The following is a 20460-nucleotide window of genomic DNA, read 5'->3' as shown; positions in this document are numbered from 1 at the left end:
AAAGTTTCTTTATATTTATCCATAAGAACTGATTTTATGAAAGAACATACTACCTTGATCACAACAACTTGAAAACGAGGTCTGACCTCACAGAACTGAACGTGGTTTAAGTAGTTAAAGAGAGGGGATTATCAATGTTGTCGAAGTCTAACGCTTAAACGTATATCATAACCTTAATCCTCTCTTTGTTCTTTCTGATTTACAATCTAAATTTAATGAAAATCAAACTTAAGATATGCAAACAGGTTAGGCACGATCAAAAATGAAAAAGAAAAACCAACATATTGACAATTTAACAAAGACAGATAATTGGATTGATTATTTAAAGGAGAATTCTGGACTTCCTGGAAAAAGAGCAAATCTTGAATTATTAATGATTGCGGTTGATTTGGGTGACGAAGAGTTTTTCAAATCTTGTTTAAAATACCATGATATAATAGCTCCGACTAATACACAAGGAGAGTTTGTTGCGATGTGTGGCGTGACTGGATTAGGAAAATTAGTAACAACTGGAAAACAAGAATATTTCAGCTTACTCAAAGAATATGCGAGTGATAACAGGTGGAGAGTTCGAGAAGGAGTTGCTTTTGGATTGCAAATAATTGGAGAAAATGACTTTGAAAAGTTGATACATGGAATTCAGGATTGGGTAACTGGGAATAATTATGAAAAACGTGCTGTAGTAGCTGGACTTTGTGAACCTAAATTACTAATAGAAAAGAATAATTCAGAAATTGTACTTGAAATCTTAGCTGAAATAATTGAATCTATTAATAATATTTCTGACAGAAAGGGCGAATCATTTCGAGTACTAAAAAAAGGATTAGGATACGGATTAAGTGTTGCGATAGTCAATAATCCTGAAAAAGGTAAAGCGATTTTTGAAAAATTACTAAATACATCTGACAAGGATATTGTCTGGATATTGAAAGAGAATTTAAAGAAAAAAAGATTAGAAAAAATGGATAATAACTGGACTGATAGAATGAAGAATGCCAGTGCCTAACAATAAATATACGTAATGCGGGGCGATTTATTAAATTTGAACATTAGAGCATTAAATAAACAAAGTAGCGGTTTGATAGTGAAGTGCCTTGAGTTCCCGCACTACGCATATTCGAGCCGTTGCAATAATACAGACTAAACTTTGAAAAGACTATTCTGATTAATGAAATATAGCATTCCTGATAAAAGAGAATTGACAAAATCCGAAATTGATTTTTTAATTTATCTATTTGATAAAGAAAAACCTGAATGGACTAATTTAATTGGAAACCTTAAAATTATTGCGAGATGTGGTTGCGGAAAATGTCCCGGTATAATTTTTGGAAAAAAATTTAATTCAGAAATTCAAAAAGGGAATTTAATAATTGATTCCATTGGGAAAGGTAAAAATGATGAACTCATTGGAATATCTGTATTTGGAACTGACCAAATGCCGACCGAATTAGAATTTTACTCATTAGACGGAAATTCTGAGGTTGAAGAATTACCAAGCTTAAACTGAAATATGGATATTATTTTTGAGACTATTATAATTTTGATATTTAGATATCCTGGAGCTGGAATACGTTGGTTAATTTCAAGAATTTGGAAATCAAATAAAAAATTCAAAGAGTTTTTAAATGAGGATTCTTATACGAATGGAATTATCGCATTATTATTTCAATTACATATATCGATTCCAAAAAATAAAAAAATACTATTGCCAACACCTTATATAATCCATTGCTAGTAAAGGCTTACTTACGAAAATCCTTGCGGATTTTCTTCGTTTATTATTTGCTAAATTATGTGCTTAAACACGCCACTAATCATACAAAAGACCGTGGTAGCTAATTGAAGAAAAATGAGCTTTAGAATATCAAAATATGGAGTTTTGGCAATATTGATATATTTATTACCATCTTGCATTAGCAAACCCAAAAAGGAAACTGATTTGAATAAGCTGGAGAAGCAAAAAGTTGTTGAACTTAAAAAAAACCATTGGCAAACGTATACATCAATTCTTATTAATGCTCCATTAGAAGAATTATGGAATACTCTGACTGATTGGGATAATATCTCTAATTGGAGCAGCACCTTAAAAAATATTGAAGGAGAAAGATTTAATAATGGAAAGGTTGTTGTCTCCTATTCTGTAAATGGAAACATTTATGAGACGAATCACAATTTTATTTATATAGAAAATATAGAATTTGGTTGGTCTGATCCTATGGAAGGAACTTTTGGGGGATTGACTGATAACCATAGATTCAAGGTTGAAAGAATTTCAGATAATCAGACGCTATTTGTTCAGATGTATGACTTTAAAGGAGAAGGAGATGAAATTAGTGCCAAGGAAGTCGCAAATCAAACAGTCAAATTTTTTCCAACATTTAATCAAGAGTTAAAGAAAGAAGTAGAAAATAAAACTAGCTACAACAAAAAATAAACGGCATTAAAACGAACGTTTATTCAAAACGTTGGCAGTAATGTTGACAATACCAACAGCCTAAAAAATAGAAATGGCTACATCAAACATAGATTTGGCGACCCCATTCTCTTCTTCCAAGCGTAAATTTGGTCCTATAATTTCAAAACGAAAAAATGAAAATTATAGTAACCGGCTCTTTAGGGCATATAAGCAAACCGCTTACAAAAATTCTGACAGCAAATTCCCATCAGGTTGTTGTAATAAGTAGCAATCCAGAAAGAATTGAAGCTATTGAAGAAATAGGCGCTACCGCAGCCATTGGGAGTCTTGACGATGTTGCATTTTTAAGTGCAACCTTTAATGGTGCAGATGCTGTGTACTTAATGATTCCGCCAAATTTCAAGGAGTTCAATAGTTTGGAATACTACAAGAGAATAGCAGAAAACTATAGAAAGGCGATTCAAACTTCCGGTGTTGAACAAATTGTTTTTTTAAGTAGTTGGGGTGCCCATCTCGACAAAGGAACGGGAACCATTCTTGGATCCCACCACGCTGAACTCATTTTAAACCAGTTAGAAGCGGTACATAAAACCTATATCCGTCCCGTATCTTTTTATTATAATTTGCTCAATTATATTGAAATGATCAAAAATGCAGGAATTATTGGTTCCAATTTTAAAAGTGAAGATAAAGTAGCCTGGGTGCATCCAAAAGATATAGCACAAGCGGTTAGCGAAGAAATACTAGTAAAACCCGATGAAATTATAAAGATCAGGTATGTCGCCAGCGATGAAAAAACCGCAACAGAAACCGCACATATTTTAGGAAAAGCGATTGACAAGCCAAATCTTGAGTGGATCCCTTTTTCAGATGCTGAAGTTAAAAAAAGCTTGATTGAAAGGGGACTTCCTGAAAAATTCGCTCAGGATTTAGTAGCCATCAATGCTTCTATAAGTTCAGGAAAAATGGGCGAAGAGTATGAAAAAAACAAACCCGAATTCGGGAATATAAAATTAGAAGACTACGCAGCGGAGTTCGCTAAAGCTTATCATCAACAATAACATATAATTATGGAAAATTCAATTGCAACACTTGCCTATCCCGAAAAAAATGAAAACAGCGTATTTAATGATATGAAAGGATGGCATATCGCTATACGCACAACAAACTATAAAGAACTTATCGCCTGGTATCTCAAAAAGCTTGACTTTAGGTTGATTAAAGAATTTAATGCCGGAGAGATGAAACTAGCCCTTATTGCGCCGCCGGGTGATAACTATTTTATCCTCGAAATATTGGGAGTTAAGGAGAATGAGGAACCATCTTCAGAAGTAAAAGTGGGTTACGATCATATCTGTTTTAACGTGACCAATTTAGACAAAACGATGGCTGCCTTAAAAAGTCGGGATATTGAAATTGTCAGAAGCTTTGAAGTTCCTATCATTGGAAAACGGGTAGCTTTCATTAATGATCCTTTTGGAAATAAAATTGAATTTTCTGAAGAACTGAAATCCTAAAACCAAAAAAAGATGCAAGAAAAGACGCCTAAAAAGTGGAAAATGATGGTGCTGAGTTGGCTATGTATTTATCCTTTATTAAATATAATTTCCTTTTTAGTAATTCCTTATCTTTCAGGTTTACATCAGTTGGTAAGGACGCTTATATCAACCCTTATTTTGGTGCCATTAATGGTACTATTATTAAGTATATTGCAGCATAAGTTCCGTCATTGGCTGGTTAAATAAATTCGTAATAAACTAATGGAAAAGCAAAAATTAAGTCATTTCAAGACCATCAGCGAATTTCACCGGGCCAGAAATTTGCCACCACCCGAACATCCGTTAATTAGTATAATTAACGTTCAGGATATTCAGCACCATAGCGAGCCCATCAATATGGTAATGGACTATTATTCCATTTCTTTAAAGCGGAATTTTAATGGCAAGTTCAGTTATGGTCAAAGTGAATATGATTTTGATGAAGGCTTAATGTATTTTATCGCGCCCAATCAGGTTTTTAAAATAGAACATTCCGAAGACGAACTGAAAAGACTGCAAGGATGGTTATTACTGATTCATCCCGATTTTTTTTGGAACACGGGGTTATCAAAAACGATCAAGCAGTATGATTTTTTCCATTATGCCGTCAATGAAGCCCTGTTTCTATCAGATAAAGAGGAAAGGGTGATGAATGGCATTATTGAAAACATTCAGCAAGAATACCATAACAATATAGACAAATTCAGTCAAAGCATCATTGTTTCTCAAATTGAAACCCTATTAAATTATTCGGAAAGGTTTTACCAACGGCAGTTCATTACCCGTAAGATTCCCAACCATAAGATTTTAGATACTTTGGAACATACGCTGAATAACTATTTTAAGAGTGACGATTTAATCACTAAAGGTTTGCCTACAGTTCAGTATATTTCAGACGCACTGAATATCTCGCCAAACTATTTAAGTAACTTATTGAAATCATTAACAGGCCAAAGTACACAACAACACATTCACGACAAATTAATTAGTGAAGCCAAACAAAAGTTATCAATTTCCAATCAATCCATCAGCGAAATTTCTTATCAATTAGGCTTTGAACATTCACAATCATTCAGTAAACTTTTCAAGGCGAAGACCCACCTTTCTCCTTTAGAGTTTAGAAAATCGTTTAACTGAAAGTTAGCATTTAAAACCCGCTACTTTTCAAACAAAATAACCTTATTGCACAAGTCCGCCCCACCTCCTCCTAAACCAGGTTGAATGTTTACAAAGGCACTTCATTTTCGCCTACAACAAAGTCAATATTGGCTACATCGGATTTCTTTCTTCTGCTGAACTTTGTACCAACAAAATACATAAAAATGAAAGCAGTAATAATCAACGAATTTGGCGGAACGGGCGTAATGAAAATTGAAGACGTAGAACGTCCCGTTCCAGCAGCAGATGAAATTTTAATAAAGGTTTATGCAAGCGGTGTAAACCCTGTGGACAGGGCAGTTCGCGAAGGAGGCAACGATATATTGAGACCTTATTTAAAGTGGCCCTTAATTTTAGGATGGGATGCATCAGGCATAGTAGAAGAAATCGGGAGCAACGTTACAAACTTTAAAAAAGGCGATGAAGTATATGGCGTTCCTAATTTTCCAGGTAACGGTAGCTATGCAGAATATATGGCAGCCAAGGCAAGCCAATTTGCGTTGAAACCCAAAAACCTTTCTTTCAATAAGGCAGCCGCCATTCCATTAACGGGGCTTGTAGCAGCTAATTCAATTTTTGACCTTGGAAAACTGGAAGCAGGGCAACGAATTTTTATTCAGGGGGCATCAGGCAGTGTAGGAAATTTTGCAGTACAATTTGCCAAGGTAAAGGGTGCTTATGTAATTGGTAGTGCTTCTACGGATAAACTAGAGTTTGTAAAACAACTTGGTGCCGATGAAGTAATTGACTATAAGACACAGTCCTTTGAAGAGTTATTGCAAGATATTGATGTTGTTTTGGAAGCTTCATCAGTGCGGGATAACAAGGAGCGCTTAAAGAGTATAGCTGTATTAAAAAAAGGCGGAATTTTTATAAGTGCTAATGTGGACTTCCCTTTTGACGATGCCGTTAAAAAAGCAATGGAGAAAAAGAATGTCAAAGGAGAATTTCTTGCTGCACAAACAAATCACTTGACCTGGCTCAATCAATTTGCGTAGTGGAGCAACGAAGGCAAATTAAAAGTGACTCTTGGCAACGTGCATTCTTTGGAACAAGTTGCTGATGCCCATAAGGAAACTGAAACAGGAAAAGTACTTGGAAAAATCATATTAGAAGTGAGAAAAGAAAATTGAAATGACAAGACACATTAAAACCATAACCGAATTTCATCAATATAGGGGTTTACCTAAACCTGAACATCATTTAATTAGTGTTATTGATATTGAGAATGTCCAACATTGGCACGCTGATGAACCGATGAATTTGGCCTTAGATTTTTATGTAATAGCTCTTAAAAGAGTTTTTAGTCAAAGCAAAGTTACCTACGGGCAAGGCCAATATTATTATGATGAAGGTATGATGTCATTTATGTCGCCCAATCAGATTTTTAGTATTTCTAAAGAGAAAAAATCAGCATTAAAACAATCGGGGTGGGTGTTGCTAGTTCACCCCGATTTTCTTTGGAATACTGCCCTGGCCAATAAAATAAAGCAATACGAGTATTTTGAGTATTCGGCAAATGAAGCATTAAGACTTTCAGAGAAAGAGGAAAAAACGATTGTCGGAATTATGGAAAACATTCAGCAAGAGTATCATTCAAACATAGATAATTTTAGTCAGGACATTATCATAGCGCATTTGGAAACGCTTTTGAATTATGCCGACCGTTTTTATCATCGTCAATTCCTAACCCACAGAAAAGTCAATCATCAGGTTCTTGACAAGTTTGAAAAATTACTGCTGGATTACTTCAAGAATGATACGGTAACTCAAAAAGGTTTGCCAACAGTTCAATATGTTTCTGAGGAATTGAATCTATCTGTAAGTTATCTAAGCCGTTTACTTAAAACCCTTACCGGACAAAGCACGCAACAGCACATCCATAACAAATTGATCGAAAAAGCCAAAGAACGATTATCAAGCACAGAGTTAACGGTAAGCGAAATCGCCTATGAATTAGGCTTTGAACATTCACAATCCTTCAGTAAATTTTTTAAGAAGAAAACAGACATTTCACCTTTGGATTTCAGAAATTCATTCAATTAGAAACACTGCCGCCAACAAAGATCGGAGTTAAAAACCAAGCTTTTTAGTTTAATTATTACGCCTAATCCTCCTAGTATGGCAATCTACTTTTAGCATTAGTAAAAGCTATTTTTACCAAATAGACCGTACCAAACCCTTACGGTTAAATAACGGTTCATTTATTTTTATATTTCTGAGGAAATTTATCCCCTGCCCAAAGAACAGGTCTTTTTTAGATTCTTTCATTCGTTTAAGCTGAAGTTCTAAATCCTCTAATTTTTTTATCTCATATAGTACAGATAGTACAAAATCGTAGTATTTTCGATTTGAAATTTATCTTTATTTCAATTGATATTATTTTTTAGCAATAACTATTTTAATGCTTAAACGCATTTTTCATTAGTTCATTTCTTGGAATATCTTGAACTTTCAATAGTTTTTCCCATTGGGCTACATTCTGCTGAATTGTTCCTTATCCTATAAACCTACTAGTTTATTCCTAAAATTGACTCTGCACAAGTAAACTACCCCTTTAAAATTCAGCCCGCTTTAAATCCTACTTCAAGAGGCTCTCTCAAAATAATAATATTCACCTATCAAATTAAGCTTAATCTTAAATTCTAAATTAAATAATAGACTTTAATTCAGTCAATTTTAAAATTCCATTACGCTATCCAATGCATTATCCGCATCCTTATGATAAGGTTAGCTGAGTAGCCTCAAAGGTTTTCTGCTTTAAATAAGTTCGTAAATCAGGAGAAGATCACAACCGCATATCTTTATAGAAATTTTGGCTAAGCTTATTTTCTAATCCTTTTCTTTGGTCCTTATAGAGCTATAATTTTACTTTCAGTTCCACTCCAGCATAGGGGGATATTCCGAAATGGGCATCATTTTCAGAATCTTCAAAAATAGCTTTTAGATTTCGGTCGGTAAAGTAGGCAAATCGGGAAGCATTTATCCCCGCCGTAAAAGATGTGCTTATATGTTTGGTGATTTTAAATTCTGGTTTTAGGCCTACGATGATATATTGATGGTTAAACATCACCTCTTTTTCTTCTTTTTCCAATAAGGCCAGTTGCGCATTCATTTCAATATTAAAATATAAGGAGAAATTTTCACTGAACGTATAACCTGCCAATAATTCGAGTCCATTCATCACCGAAGCCTTAATCTTATAACGCCCCTCATAACTATAATTGAAATAAAAAGCCGGGAAAAGCATCGGGTAGCCAAAGGCATTATTTAGGACTGCACCACCCCCTAATTCAAGATTCTGATTAAATTTTTTAATGAAAATTACTCCTGCATTTCCCAAGATTTGGTTGCTTTTAATATCATTTAAAGATTCTTCCGCAGTATAAACACCAGCCCCTACGAAGGCGATTAAAGCCCAATCATTCTTTAAGGGGCGAAGGTGAAATAACGAAACCTGAAGGTTGGTAATATGAGAAAAACCTCATTCTGGTTTAAGTTAGTATTGTCCAAATCAACCAGAGCTCCTGAAATATCTACACCCCAAATTTTTGGAAGACTGTCTTTACTAATACTTAGTGGCAGTTTTAAATTTGCCTGATATACGAACGCAGAACCTTCTTTACCCGATGATTTTTCAACATCTTCGGGGTGATACTTTGAGGTTCCTAAATACTCTGTTTTCAGGGAAATTTGAGCGTTTACCGAATTGCCTATTAAAACCAATATGATACTAAAAAATAGCTGCTTCATTGTGTATATTATTTGAAACAAAACTATAGTTTAGTAAAATTTCCACGTTTTACATTTGACAATCAGTCTTTATTTTTTGATGAACTGTAAAAAGTCAATTTTATAAAAGCCTACATTTGAAAAAATGAAATTTTCTATAAAAAACATACGCTATTTTTTTTGGGTTTTTATTTTATTGATAATCCTTTTACAACTGGCTACCAATAAAGAACTTCAATTTTCTGGGGCTCTGTTATATACTTTTGGGGTAATGGCAGTATTGATAATGCACGAAACTATTGTTAGGCGAATATTGATTGAGAAATACCAATTTTACCAAGTTAATGCCAAGCTGATAGCTTATAACTTGCTCTTAGCACTGTTTAGCTCTTCATTATTAACGGGATATGGTTATTTTATATTTACGAAATTTTTAGAGCAAGAATACCTTGTTGAAATTAACGATTTGCTTACTTCGATGTTTTTTGGCCTGTTTTTGCTAATTTTTTTATTTCAGGAATGAGTTATGCCATAGAAACTTTAAAAAGAAATTTGGCTTATGAAAAAAAGCATCAGGAATTAGAAAAAAACGTATTGAAAATTGAAATAGAACATTTGCGCACTCAGCTTAGTCCACATTTCACCTTTAATATTTTGAACAACCTACAATTCCTTATTAGAAAAGATAAGGACGAAGCTTTAGAACTCTTATCGCGGTACAGCAAGATATTGAAATATTATATTTATGAATCCCAGAATAGGTTTATACAACTGGAAGATGAAATAACTTTCTTAAAGTATTATTTTCAAATAGAAAAAGATAAATCAAATGAAGAATTGGGTATTCACTTTAGCCTTAACGATATCCCTAAAAATCAGCTTCTAATTATTCCGTTTTTACTGTCCACTTTTATAGAAAATGCCTTTAAACACGTGGCACCCAATACAAACGGAAATTTTATCCATCTCAAAATATTCGTAAAAAATGATTCAGTATTAAACTTGGACATAGAAAACACCTTTGCTGAATTTTCTTCCGAAGAAAAAAGGCCAGGAGTGGGGCTGGAACAAGCCAAAAAAAGATTAGAATTGTCGTATCCCGATAATTATGAGCTACACCAAGAAACTGAAAATGGAATTTATAAAGTGGAGCTGAAAATAAATTTATCAAAAAATAATGAAATGTATCGTAGTTGATGACGAACGGATTGCCCGTGAAGGTTTAAATGAATTTATAAGGGAATTTGACTTTTTGGAGCCTATAGATAATTATGGCAATCCTCATGCTCTTCATAAATTAAAAAAAGACGCCGTAGATCTTATATTCTTGGATATACAGATGCCTTTTTTGAACGGTTTGGAATTTGCAGAAACCCTAAAAGATTTAGGAACTATGATAATTTTTACCACCGCCCATCCTGAATTTGCCCTTAAAGGCTATAAAGTCAATGCTATAGAGTATCTTTTAAAACCAATTTTCTTTGAAGATTTTAAAGTAGCGGTTTATAAAGCAAAAAGATTATATGAGTTAATGCATAAAAAGGAAAACTCGTTATCCCCACTGCTTTTTAAAGAAAACGGGTTTTTTTACAAAATATATCCTCATCAAATTCTTTATATAAGTGCTTTGCAGAATTATATTGAAATTTACCGAGAGAATGAAGATAAGATGGTAATTCATCAAACCTTGAAAAATATATTAGAAGAACTTCCATCAGGTGATTTTTTACAAATCCATAAGTCTTATATCGTGAATTTAAAATATTTCAAACGCATTCAGGATTCCACGATGGTTATAGAGAACATAGAGCTTCCCATTGCCAGAAGCAGAAAAAATTATGTACTCAGTTATATTAAAAATTACTTTGAAAATTAGGATAGAGTGTATTTTATAAGGTTTCTATACCATTTGGTAAAAGGAAATGACAGGAGAAGCTCAACTATTCCAAAAAGGAAAATCGAATGAATTTAATAAGGAGAAATTTCCAAAAGGAAAGCATAAAGGAAATTTCTGTGATGATTTAAAAGATAAAAACTAGCTACAATAATAGTAAGCGTCACATAAGTATGATGTAGAAGATAAAAGAGGAGCACAAGAGTTTATCAATATTAATAAATTCAAATTCAGGTTGAGTGCGGCTTTTTAATACCTACAAAAAACTTTGGGTACACGGTCACTTAAACTGAATGAAATGAAGAGCTTTTTCTGATGGTTCTTTTTTCTTGAAATCCCAGAAGATTAAACTTTTTTTGCTAATTTGTATAAGAGCTATAAAATATAAGAAATATCGATCTTGCTACTATTCGAGGTGTTTCAATTCATGTCATAAAATTTGTCCCTTTGTGCAATGACTACTCTTTGCACCTATTTGGATAATATTCTTTTCCGGTTCGGAGAGATCCAAATCATTTAAATCATGAAATACAACAATGACAAACTTCAGCGGATACTTCGATAAAAATTAACGGACTAAATACTGCAACAGAATTGACTTCTTTGTATATATAAGTTGTGATAGCAATGTGAGTTCGTTTAGCGATATGGTAGGATCATTTATATTTGTTACCCAACCACTTTCTTTAAAAGAGAATAACGCAGTTTCTTGTTCTTTATATCCTAACCCTTCAAATCAGTTTATTTATTTAGAAAATAATTCTTCAATTAATTTGGTTGAAATATTTGACTTAAAAGTAGTAAAAGTACTTCCTGAAAAGTTTAATTCTAACTAAGCAATACATAGTCTTCCTGTAAATGAATATTAAAATTTTTATTCATACGTCTGACAATCAATAAACATATTTTGTATTTTTTAATTATGAAATTGATTAATATCTTAAAATTTAAGGCTGTATTTTATTAAAATAATTAATAAAATAAACGAATTTTCTCTTTTGCTTGATTTGATCAGATGAGTTGGATTTCACTTCTATTTTTAAAGTTTTTAATATTTTCTACAAAAACTATATATTATAACTTCATTAGATAGTAGGTTTTAATGTTCTACGAATTCTATCTTTTTCTAACCTTGGAATGAATCTATTTACCCAGATTAGAATTTATATACCTAAGTTCTCGGGAAAAAAACTTATTCAGTAAATAAAAGCCAACTTTGATTCTAGGCTCAGCAGTACTCGACTGCAATTTGAAAAGTTGCTAGGGATTCTTCGTAAACGGGTTATGTGATGAAATTATTATTTTATTAATGATATATAGAAGAGTTAAATAAGGTAATTATTCAGAAGCGCTTTTTAAAAAAGAAATTGACAGACAAGAGTTATAAAACGAATCGAAAAACAAATGGCTTTAATTTCTCAAAATTTTTACCGAAAATGTTGGCTAACTTTTATTATCGCTATTGGATTACCGTTGGGAGTTGTAGTAGCAGGAAGTCTTAATAATATGTCGTTTTCAGGAATAGGTTTTAGTGTTTAGCTATATGAAGTTCAATAGGAATGATGATGGATTGTAAAGCTGAAGAAGAAGAAGGCAGGTAACTTGAAATTGAAATTAAATAGAAATTTCATGAAAAATCACAACGTTAAATTTCTACAATTTTAAGTTTAAAAAGGTAAAAGAATATAGGTTAAAAATAAAAATATACTTAATACCGAAACACCAATAATAATTCCTTCTCCTAATCCGTGTTTTTTTCCTAAATTATAGAACTGATCTGTTTCAAGCTGTGTTATTTTTCTTCCTTTTTTCATTGCAAATAATAATTTCCTAGCCTTACTTTCAAGTAAAAGCAAAGTTAAAATTGTGTATTAAATTAGCTTAGGGGAAACTATTTATAGCATTGTAAATTTACAATCTTAGTTTAATTAATATTTTTAATTAAATCTTAAAAATTATACTTTTTATCGAGCTGATTTGCTTTTTAAAGATTCTTTTTTAGATAAATTTTAATTGTATTCTGTTAAAGTTAAATTTAGAGGTTATATAACCAAAAAAGAGAATTGGAAATTTTAAACGAGATATATTAAAAGCATTTATGCATTAACCAAAAATAGAAAACCCAAGCGGGTCAAGCTTGGGTTTATTTGCATGAAAAAAGTAATATGATTGCGCTACGCTATATGGTCTAGTATAACTTTACAACAACCATGAGTTAGAGGCTTGCTATAAAAGTCAATCACTCTTTTATAGGAATAAGCCTTTAGCTTATCTTTTTGTTCTATCGACGAAGTTACAATAATTATCTTTAAATTGTCGTATTTTAACATTTCTATAAGATTCCACCCGTCGAAAAACGGCATATTTATGTCTAACAACAGCAAATAGAATGTATCTTCTTCAGTTTTATTATTGAAATATTGAAGGGTTTCTTTTCCAGATGTAAAACACATTATATCTTTTTCATCGATTCTATTTTGCTTTTTTAAAAGTAGTTTGTGCAAAGTGAGTACTACCGGATCATCGTCAATTATCAGGACTTTGCTTTTACTCATAGAGAATGTTTTTGTATCGTTTCAGTTTTAAGTACGATTTCTTTTATAACTTGATCAAGCTCGTAAGCAGATTCAGCAATAAAAGAATAAAGTTCTTTTTCAGTTAAATTACTATCTTTATAATCGTTATGAGTAAGAATTTCTGTTAAACTTAATATCTTGGCCAATGGTGCGCGGACTTTGTGTGATTGTATCCACGCTATTTCTTTAAGAATTTCATTTTGCTTGGTTATTTCTCTCACCATTCGTTTAGATGCTGTTATATCTTTTACGGCACCAACTACTCTTACTGCTTTGCCATTTGCATTTCTAATAATATATCCTGAATCTTGAACGTGTGCAATTTCTCCATTAGCTTTAATAAAACGGTATTCACTTTCCCATTTATTATTGTTTTTATTTGCTAAGGTGACAAATAAATCATGTTTTACGCGTTGGCGATCGAGATGATGGATTTTTTTAAACCAAAAACCTTGCACAGAAGTTGTTCGTGTTTTTTTATAGCCGAAGATTGTTGAATATCCTTTACTTCGTGTAACAACATCCGTTTCGGTGTCCCAATCCCAAATAAGTTCGTTAGTGGCTTTCATTGCTAATTCAAAACGCTCGTGGCTCGATTTAATTTGAATATCTTTTTCTTTAGCAACTGTAATATCCTGAATAATCCCTCTTAGAGTAGTGGGATTACCGTTTTTATCGGTTTCTAATTTAATACGTTGCCATACCCATTTTGTTTTCCCTTTAGGGGTAATTATACGATGCTCAAAATCCTTATATTCATTTTCAATAAGAATTTCAGAGAATTTTTCTTTTAATAAATATTGTTCTTCGGGATGAAAAGTTTTTATGAGGTGCTCAAAAGATGGAGTAAATTTGTCAGGATCTTGTTCATAAATCTTATAAACTTCATCGGACCAAAAAGAAACTTCATTTGAAAGTTGTCTTTTCCAATAGCCGAGTTTTGCAATGTTCTGTGCTTCTTTTAATTTTTTGTTGAGATCTCTTAAATTAAATTCCGCTTTTTTAGTAGCGGTAATATTCTTACCTATAGCATAAATAAGTCCTTCTTCAGGTTCTGAGGAAGCAGTCCAGGACAACCAGATTATATTACCATTTTTATGAATATATCGAAATTCGTTTTGAAAAATAGGAATTCCTTTAGCTAAACTCGCCATTTCATTGTGAAGAAGTTTTACGTCTTCAGGGTGAACTAATTCTTCAAACGGAATACTTAAGATTTCTTCTTCAGAATAACCTAAATTTTTTGTGAACGCGGGATTAATCTTTTTAAAATAGCCATCTAAGCCTGCAATACAAAGTAAATCATTAGAAATATTGAAAAAAGTATTAAGCTCTTCTTCCTTTTTCTTTCGTTCAATTATTATAGCTACTTCCTCATTTATTCCTTTAAGTAATTGGGAGAATTGCTTTAATTTTATTTGTTCAATTTTCGTGAAAAGTAAAAGTTCGCCAATTACTTTATTAGAAATACTAATGGGAATTGCTACTCCGTTTAATTTTTTAAAATCAAGCAATTGCGTATTTGTGAAGTTTGTAGTAGAAAAATATTCTTTTGTGTTTTTTTGCCAAACCTTTCCTAATAAACCTTCTTTGCGCTTTATGGAAGTCTTTTTAAGCTTAATATTTTTAGCGTGTGTATGTGTAATTAAATTTAGATGATTATTATCAATCGAAGTAAGCCAAATTTCAGCGTATTCTATATCGAAAAAACTTTTAATGGTATGTAAAACTTTTTCTAAACCAGTTTTTAAGTCGGTAGAAACATCAAAATTTTTATTAATTTCAAGAATTAATTCTTTTTGGGTGGCTCTATTTTTTTCTGAAGTAATATCTTGTAAAGAACCAACAACTCTAACTGCACGTAGATCTTTGTCTCTGGCGATGTAACATCTTCCTTTTACGTAGGCTATTGATCCATCAGCTTTTATATAGCGGTATTCTTGATCCCATTGCGAGATTTTTTTATCTGCCAGTGCATTTTGTAAATCGTTTAAAACTGCTTCCTCATCATCAGGGTGAATATGGGTTTGTTCTCTTAAATTTTCTGAAGAGTAAGTTTTTGTGGAATATAAATAGCCAAAAAGCTTATTAAAACCTTCACCCCACGTAATTTTTTGAGAAGCTATATCATAATCCCAGATAGCATCATTTGTTGCTCGCTGGGCTAACGTATAGCGGGAGTTTAATTTTTCAAGTTGAAGTTTATGCTGAATTTTTTCAGTTACATCAAATATAACCCCATCAATAATTTTTTTACCTTCAGCGTTTGCTGTAATAGAGCCAATCTCTTCAACCCAAATTATACTTCTGTTAGCTTTATAAATTCGATATTGAATATGGAAGTGTTCCAAGGTTTGAATATTCCTAGAAATAGAAGCTAATTTATAGAAATCGTCCGGATGAACGCAACGCAGAAATTTTTTAGGATTTTTTAGAAAATCTGTATGGGAATAGCCTGTTAACGAAGCAACGTTATGACTTAAAAACTCTAATTGCCAATTATCTGTAACGCTATAACGGTAGATAACGCCGGGAATATTTGCTAATAAATTTTTATAAGGAACAGTCCTCGATAACATTTCATGATTATCTGCAGAAATTAAGGTTTGTACCACAAATTCTAACTGCCCTTTTGCATTAAACACCGGTGAATTTTTACAGGTGAATTCATGATGTTTATAAATAAACTCAAAGGAATCCGTTTCATTTTTTGTCTTAATATTTTCTAAGGAAACATCAAGCTTTTTTTTAAACTCCGTTTTATTTTCTACAAAATCTTGTAAATGAAACAAACTTTTTTCTGTACTAAAATCTTTAAAAAATTCGTCGTACTTCAAGTTTGTAGAGCTATATACAAAATTTCCTTTATAATACGTTAGAATCGCTTTTGCAGAAGAAGAATTCTCTATAAGAGAAGTTAGTTCATTTAAAGTCATATAAACAGGGAGATATCCGTTTGGCTAATATAGAATGTTTGTCTTTTTTTAACAAATATTAAACAGTCTAAATTTAGTTTTTATGGAAATATGTCATAACATTAATTAAATTGATTGCGAAAAGTTAAAAAATAGAATATGAGTAGAGGATTTGTGAAAGAAGAAGACCAGGAAGAAAAACCGATAATTCCACCACGCGCCGCATTACCTGCCGGAGTCACCAATTACGTTACCGAAAGAGGTTATCAAGATTTAGAAGAAGAAAAAATAGAATTAGAAGCCGAACGTAAATCGGTTAGCCACGAAAATGAAACCGAAAGAAGAAGAGCAGTAGCTGTAATCGATGGAAAAATAGCTTTATTAAATGAGCGAATTTCTTCAGCAAGAATTATTTATGCAAAAGACCAACCAAAAGATGAAGTTAGGTTTGGCGCAACGGTTACACTTAAGATAAATGGCAAATCTCAAGAATTTAAAATAGTTGGGGTAGATGAAGCTGATGTGAAAAAGAAAAGAATTGCATTTGTTGCCCCTATAGCTAAAGCGATTACCGGTAAAAAAGAAGGAGAGCAAACAAATTTTAAATTAGGTGAAGAGGAAAGAAATATCGAAATTATTTCTATAAATTATGACGATTGATAATTTAGAACAAGGCTTTTTCGGAATTGGAATTCAGAATGGAAAAACGCCCGAAAACTTAGGGGTTTTATGGCGATCTGCTCAAAATTTTGGAGCAAATTTTATTTTCACCATTGGCAATCGTTACGAAAAACAAGCTTCAGATACGCATAAAGCTGTTGGCGCAATTCCATATTTTCATTATAACACGTTCGAAGATTTTTATGATCATCTTCCTAAAGGCGCTATGTTAATTGGGGTTGAACTTTGTGAAGAAGCAGAATCGCTAGAAAAGTTCGATCATCCACGCCGCGCCGTTTATCTTTTAGGCGCAGAAGATCACGGATTGTCTTCCGCAGCAAAAGAAAAATCTCATAAGTTGGTAAAATTCTCTACACCATTGAGCATAAATGTTTCTGTTGCCGGAAGTATTGTAATGTACGATAGAAATTTAAAAGGTCCGGTTATTTATTAATTCCTTTCTCAAAATTTAAATATTTCGGTTTTTCAAGCTGAAAAATTTACTTCAAAAAATATTTTTGTTTTTGCTGAATACCTTATTTCACAATTTTTTTTGTGAATATTTTATCTGAAGTATGAACGTGTAGAAAATAAACTCCGTTTGCTAAATTATCGGTAGCGATTGTTTTTGTGTAAGAATTCATAGTTGAAGTTAAAATTTGTCTTCCTTTTACATCATACAATTTAATTATTTTTTCTCCTGAAATCGATTTAGGTAATCGAATTGTAATTTTATCTTCAAATGGATTAGGAAAAAGAAGAAGTTTTGCTTCTTCAATATAATTATTTGTTGCTAAGTTGTCATTAATATAAGAAATCGCATTGGGCATATTTGGGAACGGACCAATATTTCCTGAAAAATCTCCTTGTGGAATCCCGGTAGTTTTTAAAATATTCCGAAGTTCTATTCCGCTAAGGTACTTTCCTGTTAATTGATGATAATACGATTGCAAAACAATTACACAAGAAGTAACAATTGGAGTAGCCGAACTTGTACCTGAAAACGCGGTATAATTTTGGTTAAAATCATTTCCCACCATTGCTTGATCTCCATAACCCGTAGTATATACGTTGTAACGCCAAGCTTGAACATCAACGCGGCTACCAAACGTACTAAATTGTAATTTTGAATGTGAAGTGTCGGGAGAACCCGCGCCAACAATAATTGCACCGCTGTCACCTCTGTTCATATAGTTTAAATAAATTGAGCTGTCAAGATTTTGAGCGCCATTACCCGCGGCAGCTACAATAACAATTCCCGCATCTGTTGCGGCTTTTGTAAGATCCCAAATTATATTTGTATATTCTGCAGGAACATAATCTTCATTTCCCGGTTCTGCGCCACCGGTTTGTATTTCATACATAATTACAACTCCTTCAACACTATTATTTATTGCTGCAGTTACTGCTTCAGCTCTATTATAGCCATATTGTAGGGAATATTCAGGATATAAAATTGCTTCCTCTGTTCCGTAAGCCATTCCAGTTGTTCCATAAGTTCCTCTATCTGCAATAACTACTCCAATAGCGGCGGTTCCGTTTTCAGAAAATCTTCTGAAACCGATGGATGAACATCGAAATTTTTAGCAATTGCTACTTTTCCTTCATTTAACTCTTCGTGAAAAATATTTATACCATATTCTACATCTTTCAGTTTAATTCCGCTACCGCTCAATCCCATACTAAAGGCATAATTCATATTTACGCCAGGATTTGGTCCTAAATAATTTTGAAGTGACTCGTAATTTGGTGTGGCTGGCGGAATATCGGCAGGTGGTTTAACAAGATTTTTTTCTTTTATTTCTACGTATCGAATTTCTGGGAATTCGATAAGTGATTTTTGAAGATGTTTTAATTTATCTGAAGAGATTTCAGAAAAACTGATTTTTAAAATTCGTTGAAGTCGTGCTACACTTTCTGTTGATTTATTTTTCTTTTCTGCTTGACTTTTTAAATAGCGAAATTGTTCTTCATCTAACTGAATTGCGTTTTCTACTGTAAAATTATAATCGTGAAATAATTCTTGAAAAGTTCCATTAACTGAAAGTAATTGTTCTTTATAACTAGAATTCTATTGAAAATTTACTTCCTCAGAAAAACCAATATAGATACTTTCTGAAGTTTGCGCTAAACCAATAATAGTGCTAAATAGAATAAATGCGATAGATAAAAGAAAATTTTTCATGCAAAAATGTATAGGTAAAGGACATAAAATTAATTATTTATAACGATATGGTTAATTAAAAAGTTCAATTTTTTCCTTTTTCTGTAATTCTAGTAGAATTCATTTTAATAAAATAAGAAGTATAATATCTTCGTTTCAAAAATAATATGTGGGAAGAAGCGATTTCAGCAATAAAAAAATCAGATGAATCTTGGTTAAAAAATAACCATCACGATTTTAAATTATTTTTTGAATCTGAAAATATTCTTCCACTCGGTAAATTATCAGAAACCGCATTATCTCATCATTACAAGCATAAATTATTTAAAATGTTTGTAAGTGAAAAGTATAATGGTTTAGCGTTAGATTTTTTATCTGCTTCAAAATGGATTGAAAATGCTTCTTATTTAGATGGAAATTGGGGTTGGTTATTAGCAATTGGCGTTGGTGGCGCATATTTTATTGATTTCCTTCCGCATGAAATAGCAGATCATTATTTTTCTTCTGAAAATGCGCTGGTTGCCGGAAGCGGAAAACCTGACGGAGAAGCTATAAAAAAAGATGAAAAGTACACAATTAATGGGAAATGGTCTTTTTGTAGCGGAGCAGAACAAGCGTCCTTATTTACAGCCACCACTACTAAAGATAATCAATTAACTGCGGTAATACTTCCCAAAGAACAAGTTGAAATTTGGAGAGATTGGAATATGATTGGATTACCGTTTACCTGTAGTCATACTATTATAGCTAATAATATAGAAGTTACTGAAAATCATTTTTTTAGTTTACAGCAAGTGATTCAAGAGAACAGCTATTCGCTCAGTAAAATTTCTTTTTTAGGTTTCGCGATGATATGTTTCGTTCCCGTAGTAAAAGGAATTAGCAAGTGTTTTTGGAATCAGGTTGAAGAATTATTAATAGAAAGACAATCTACTTGGCAAGAATACCAATCAAAACGGTATTTATTTATAAAAGGTGCGTGTGAGAATTTTAAGCAAACACTTTTAATAGTACAAGAGAAGTATGAACAAATTTAATAGTACAAGAGAAGTATGAACAAAACCTTTCGCTAGCTGTAGAAGAATTTAATCTTGTTAAAGAAGTTGATACCGATCTTATTGAAGAAAATGGACTTCAACTTGCTAAATTCTGCAAAAAATCTTGTGACGAAATCTTTCCGAAACTAGGAATGAGTGTTTTACAAAAAACACACCCTCTTCAAAAAACATATCAAAACCTTCTAACTGCATATCAGCACATGATTTTTCAATCCTATTAATCGTTTTCTGAATGTTAAATCGGTAACATTTTAAAACGAGAAAAAGGAGCATTTATTTTCTTAAATTTTCAACTTTAAGATTACTTTAACAGTAAATTTGACGTTTTAACGGTTAAAAAACCCGTTTA

At 32.3% G+C, this 20460-nt stretch carries 21 protein-coding genes and 1 pseudogene; 15 read left to right on the top strand and 7 right to left on the bottom strand.

Going from position 1 to position 20460, the window contains the following annotated elements; all coding sequences use genetic code 11:
* The first annotated feature begins 262 nt into the window (after positions 1–262).
* The 8 genes and pseudogenes from ACFFGL_RS13165 to ACFFGL_RS13130 all read left to right on the top strand — a co-directional run bounded on the left by ACFFGL_RS13165 (position 263) and on the right by ACFFGL_RS13130 (position 7158).
* Positions 263–1006 carry a hypothetical protein gene (locus tag ACFFGL_RS13165; protein WP_309729814.1) on the top strand — a complete coding sequence of 248 codons (744 nt, stop codon included), beginning with the start codon at positions 263–265 and terminating at the stop codon, positions 1004–1006.
* Positions 1007–1168: 162 nt separating this feature from the next.
* Positions 1169–1507 (top strand): hypothetical protein, encoded by a 339-nt coding sequence (locus tag ACFFGL_RS13160; protein WP_309729817.1) that lies wholly within the window; start codon positions 1169–1171, stop codon positions 1505–1507.
* Positions 1508–1849: 342 nt separating this feature from the next.
* On the top strand, positions 1850–2434 hold the full coding sequence (locus tag ACFFGL_RS13155; protein ID WP_309729819.1) for an SRPBCC family protein: 585 nt from the start codon (positions 1850–1852) through the stop codon (positions 2432–2434).
* A gap of 155 nt (positions 2435–2589) precedes the next feature.
* Positions 2590–3477, top strand: a complete 888-nt coding sequence (locus ACFFGL_RS13150) for an NmrA family NAD(P)-binding protein (protein WP_309729822.1) — start codon at positions 2590–2592, stop codon at positions 3475–3477.
* 9 nt (positions 3478–3486) lie between these two features.
* Positions 3487–3933, top strand: coding sequence for a VOC family protein (locus ACFFGL_RS13145; RefSeq protein WP_309729824.1), 447 nt, complete (start codon positions 3487–3489; stop codon positions 3931–3933).
* Between the two features lie 243 nt (positions 3934–4176).
* Positions 4177–5091 carry a helix-turn-helix domain-containing protein gene (locus tag ACFFGL_RS13140; RefSeq protein ID WP_309729827.1) on the top strand — a complete coding sequence of 305 codons (915 nt, stop codon included), beginning with the start codon at positions 4177–4179 and terminating at the stop codon, positions 5089–5091.
* 185 nt (positions 5092–5276) lie between these two features.
* A pseudogene (locus ACFFGL_RS13135) lies at positions 5277–6245 on the top strand (NADP-dependent oxidoreductase).
* Position 6246: 1 nt separating this feature from the next.
* Positions 6247–7158 (top strand): helix-turn-helix domain-containing protein, encoded by a 912-nt coding sequence (locus tag ACFFGL_RS13130; protein ID WP_309729830.1) that lies wholly within the window; start codon positions 6247–6249, stop codon positions 7156–7158.
* 814 nt (positions 7159–7972) lie between these two features.
* On the opposite strand, the gene ACFFGL_RS13125 is transcribed toward ACFFGL_RS13130, so the two are convergent.
* Complete coding sequence (locus tag ACFFGL_RS13125; protein WP_309730085.1) at positions 7973–8584, bottom strand: DUF6268 family outer membrane beta-barrel protein; 612 nt, start codon at positions 8582–8584, stop codon at positions 7973–7975.
* The gene (locus ACFFGL_RS13120) at positions 8542–8865 is read right to left on the bottom strand and encodes a DUF6268 family outer membrane beta-barrel protein (protein ID WP_309729833.1); all 324 of its coding nucleotides are present in this window, start codon (positions 8863–8865) and stop codon (positions 8542–8544) included. The genes ACFFGL_RS13125 and ACFFGL_RS13120 overlap by 43 nt, the downstream gene beginning before the upstream one ends.
* A gap of 124 nt (positions 8866–8989) precedes the next feature.
* Between ACFFGL_RS13120 and ACFFGL_RS13115 the strand changes: the two genes are divergently transcribed.
* From ACFFGL_RS13115 to ACFFGL_RS13100, 4 genes are all read left to right on the top strand, one after another.
* Positions 8990–9367 (top strand): hypothetical protein, encoded by a 378-nt coding sequence (locus ACFFGL_RS13115; protein WP_309729834.1) that lies wholly within the window; start codon positions 8990–8992, stop codon positions 9365–9367.
* A 29-nt stretch (positions 9368–9396) separates the two neighbouring features.
* On the top strand, positions 9397–10041 hold the full coding sequence (locus ACFFGL_RS13110) for a sensor histidine kinase (RefSeq protein ID WP_309729837.1): 645 nt from the start codon (positions 9397–9399) through the stop codon (positions 10039–10041).
* Positions 10022–10720 (top strand): LytR/AlgR family response regulator transcription factor, encoded by a 699-nt coding sequence (locus ACFFGL_RS13105; RefSeq protein ID WP_309729840.1) that lies wholly within the window; start codon positions 10022–10024, stop codon positions 10718–10720. The genes ACFFGL_RS13110 and ACFFGL_RS13105 overlap by 20 nt, the downstream gene beginning before the upstream one ends.
* A 1422-nt stretch (positions 10721–12142) precedes the next feature.
* Entirely contained in the window at positions 12143–12277 is a 135-nt protein-coding gene (locus tag ACFFGL_RS13100) for a hypothetical protein (RefSeq protein WP_309729844.1), read from the top strand.
* A gap of 128 nt (positions 12278–12405) precedes the next feature.
* On the opposite strand, the gene ACFFGL_RS13095 is transcribed toward ACFFGL_RS13100, so the two are convergent.
* The 3 genes from ACFFGL_RS13095 to ACFFGL_RS13085 all read right to left on the bottom strand — a co-directional run bounded on the left by ACFFGL_RS13095 (position 12406) and on the right by ACFFGL_RS13085 (position 16250).
* Complete coding sequence (locus ACFFGL_RS13095; protein WP_309729847.1) at positions 12406–12552, bottom strand: hypothetical protein; 147 nt, start codon at positions 12550–12552, stop codon at positions 12406–12408.
* A 360-nt stretch (positions 12553–12912) separates the two neighbouring features.
* A complete protein-coding gene (locus ACFFGL_RS13090) occupies positions 12913–13293 on the bottom strand; it encodes a response regulator (RefSeq protein ID WP_309729850.1) in 381 nt (126 codons plus the stop codon).
* Complete coding sequence (locus ACFFGL_RS13085) at positions 13290–16250, bottom strand: PAS domain-containing protein (RefSeq protein WP_309729852.1); 2961 nt, start codon at positions 16248–16250, stop codon at positions 13290–13292. Before ACFFGL_RS13085 ends, ACFFGL_RS13090 begins: the two co-directional genes overlap by 4 nt.
* A 138-nt stretch (positions 16251–16388) precedes the next feature.
* Between ACFFGL_RS13085 and ACFFGL_RS13080 the strand changes: the two genes are divergently transcribed.
* On the top strand, positions 16389–16889 hold the full coding sequence (locus ACFFGL_RS13080; protein ID WP_309729854.1) for a GreA/GreB family elongation factor: 501 nt from the start codon (positions 16389–16391) through the stop codon (positions 16887–16889).
* A complete protein-coding gene (locus tag ACFFGL_RS13075) occupies positions 16879–17343 on the top strand; it encodes an RNA methyltransferase (RefSeq protein ID WP_309729857.1) in 465 nt (154 codons plus the stop codon). The genes ACFFGL_RS13080 and ACFFGL_RS13075 overlap by 11 nt, the downstream gene beginning before the upstream one ends.
* An 82-nt stretch (positions 17344–17425) precedes the next feature.
* Here ACFFGL_RS13075 and ACFFGL_RS13070 read toward each other — a convergent pair whose 3' ends face one another.
* Complete coding sequence (locus ACFFGL_RS13070) at positions 17426–18370, bottom strand: S8/S53 family peptidase (protein WP_309729860.1); 945 nt, start codon at positions 18368–18370, stop codon at positions 17426–17428.
* Between the two features lie 35 nt (positions 18371–18405).
* Positions 18406–18588, bottom strand: a complete 183-nt coding sequence (locus ACFFGL_RS13065) for a hypothetical protein (RefSeq protein WP_309729861.1) — start codon at positions 18586–18588, stop codon at positions 18406–18408.
* 632 nt (positions 18589–19220) lie between these two features.
* Here ACFFGL_RS13065 and ACFFGL_RS13060 point away from each other — a divergent pair.
* Positions 19221–20090: an acyl-CoA dehydrogenase family protein gene (locus ACFFGL_RS13060; RefSeq protein WP_309729864.1), complete on the top strand. Its 870-nt coding sequence runs from the start codon at positions 19221–19223 to the stop codon at positions 20088–20090.
* Positions 20091–20460 lie beyond the last annotated feature (370 nt).

Origin of the sequence: Mesonia maritima (genome assembly GCF_042433895.1) — a bacterium.
GTDB classification, from domain to species: Bacteria; Bacteroidota; Bacteroidia; order Flavobacteriales; family Flavobacteriaceae; genus Mesonia; species Mesonia maritima.
Note: the sequence above shows the minus strand (reverse complement) of the source record. Positions and strands in the feature narration are given on the sequence as shown.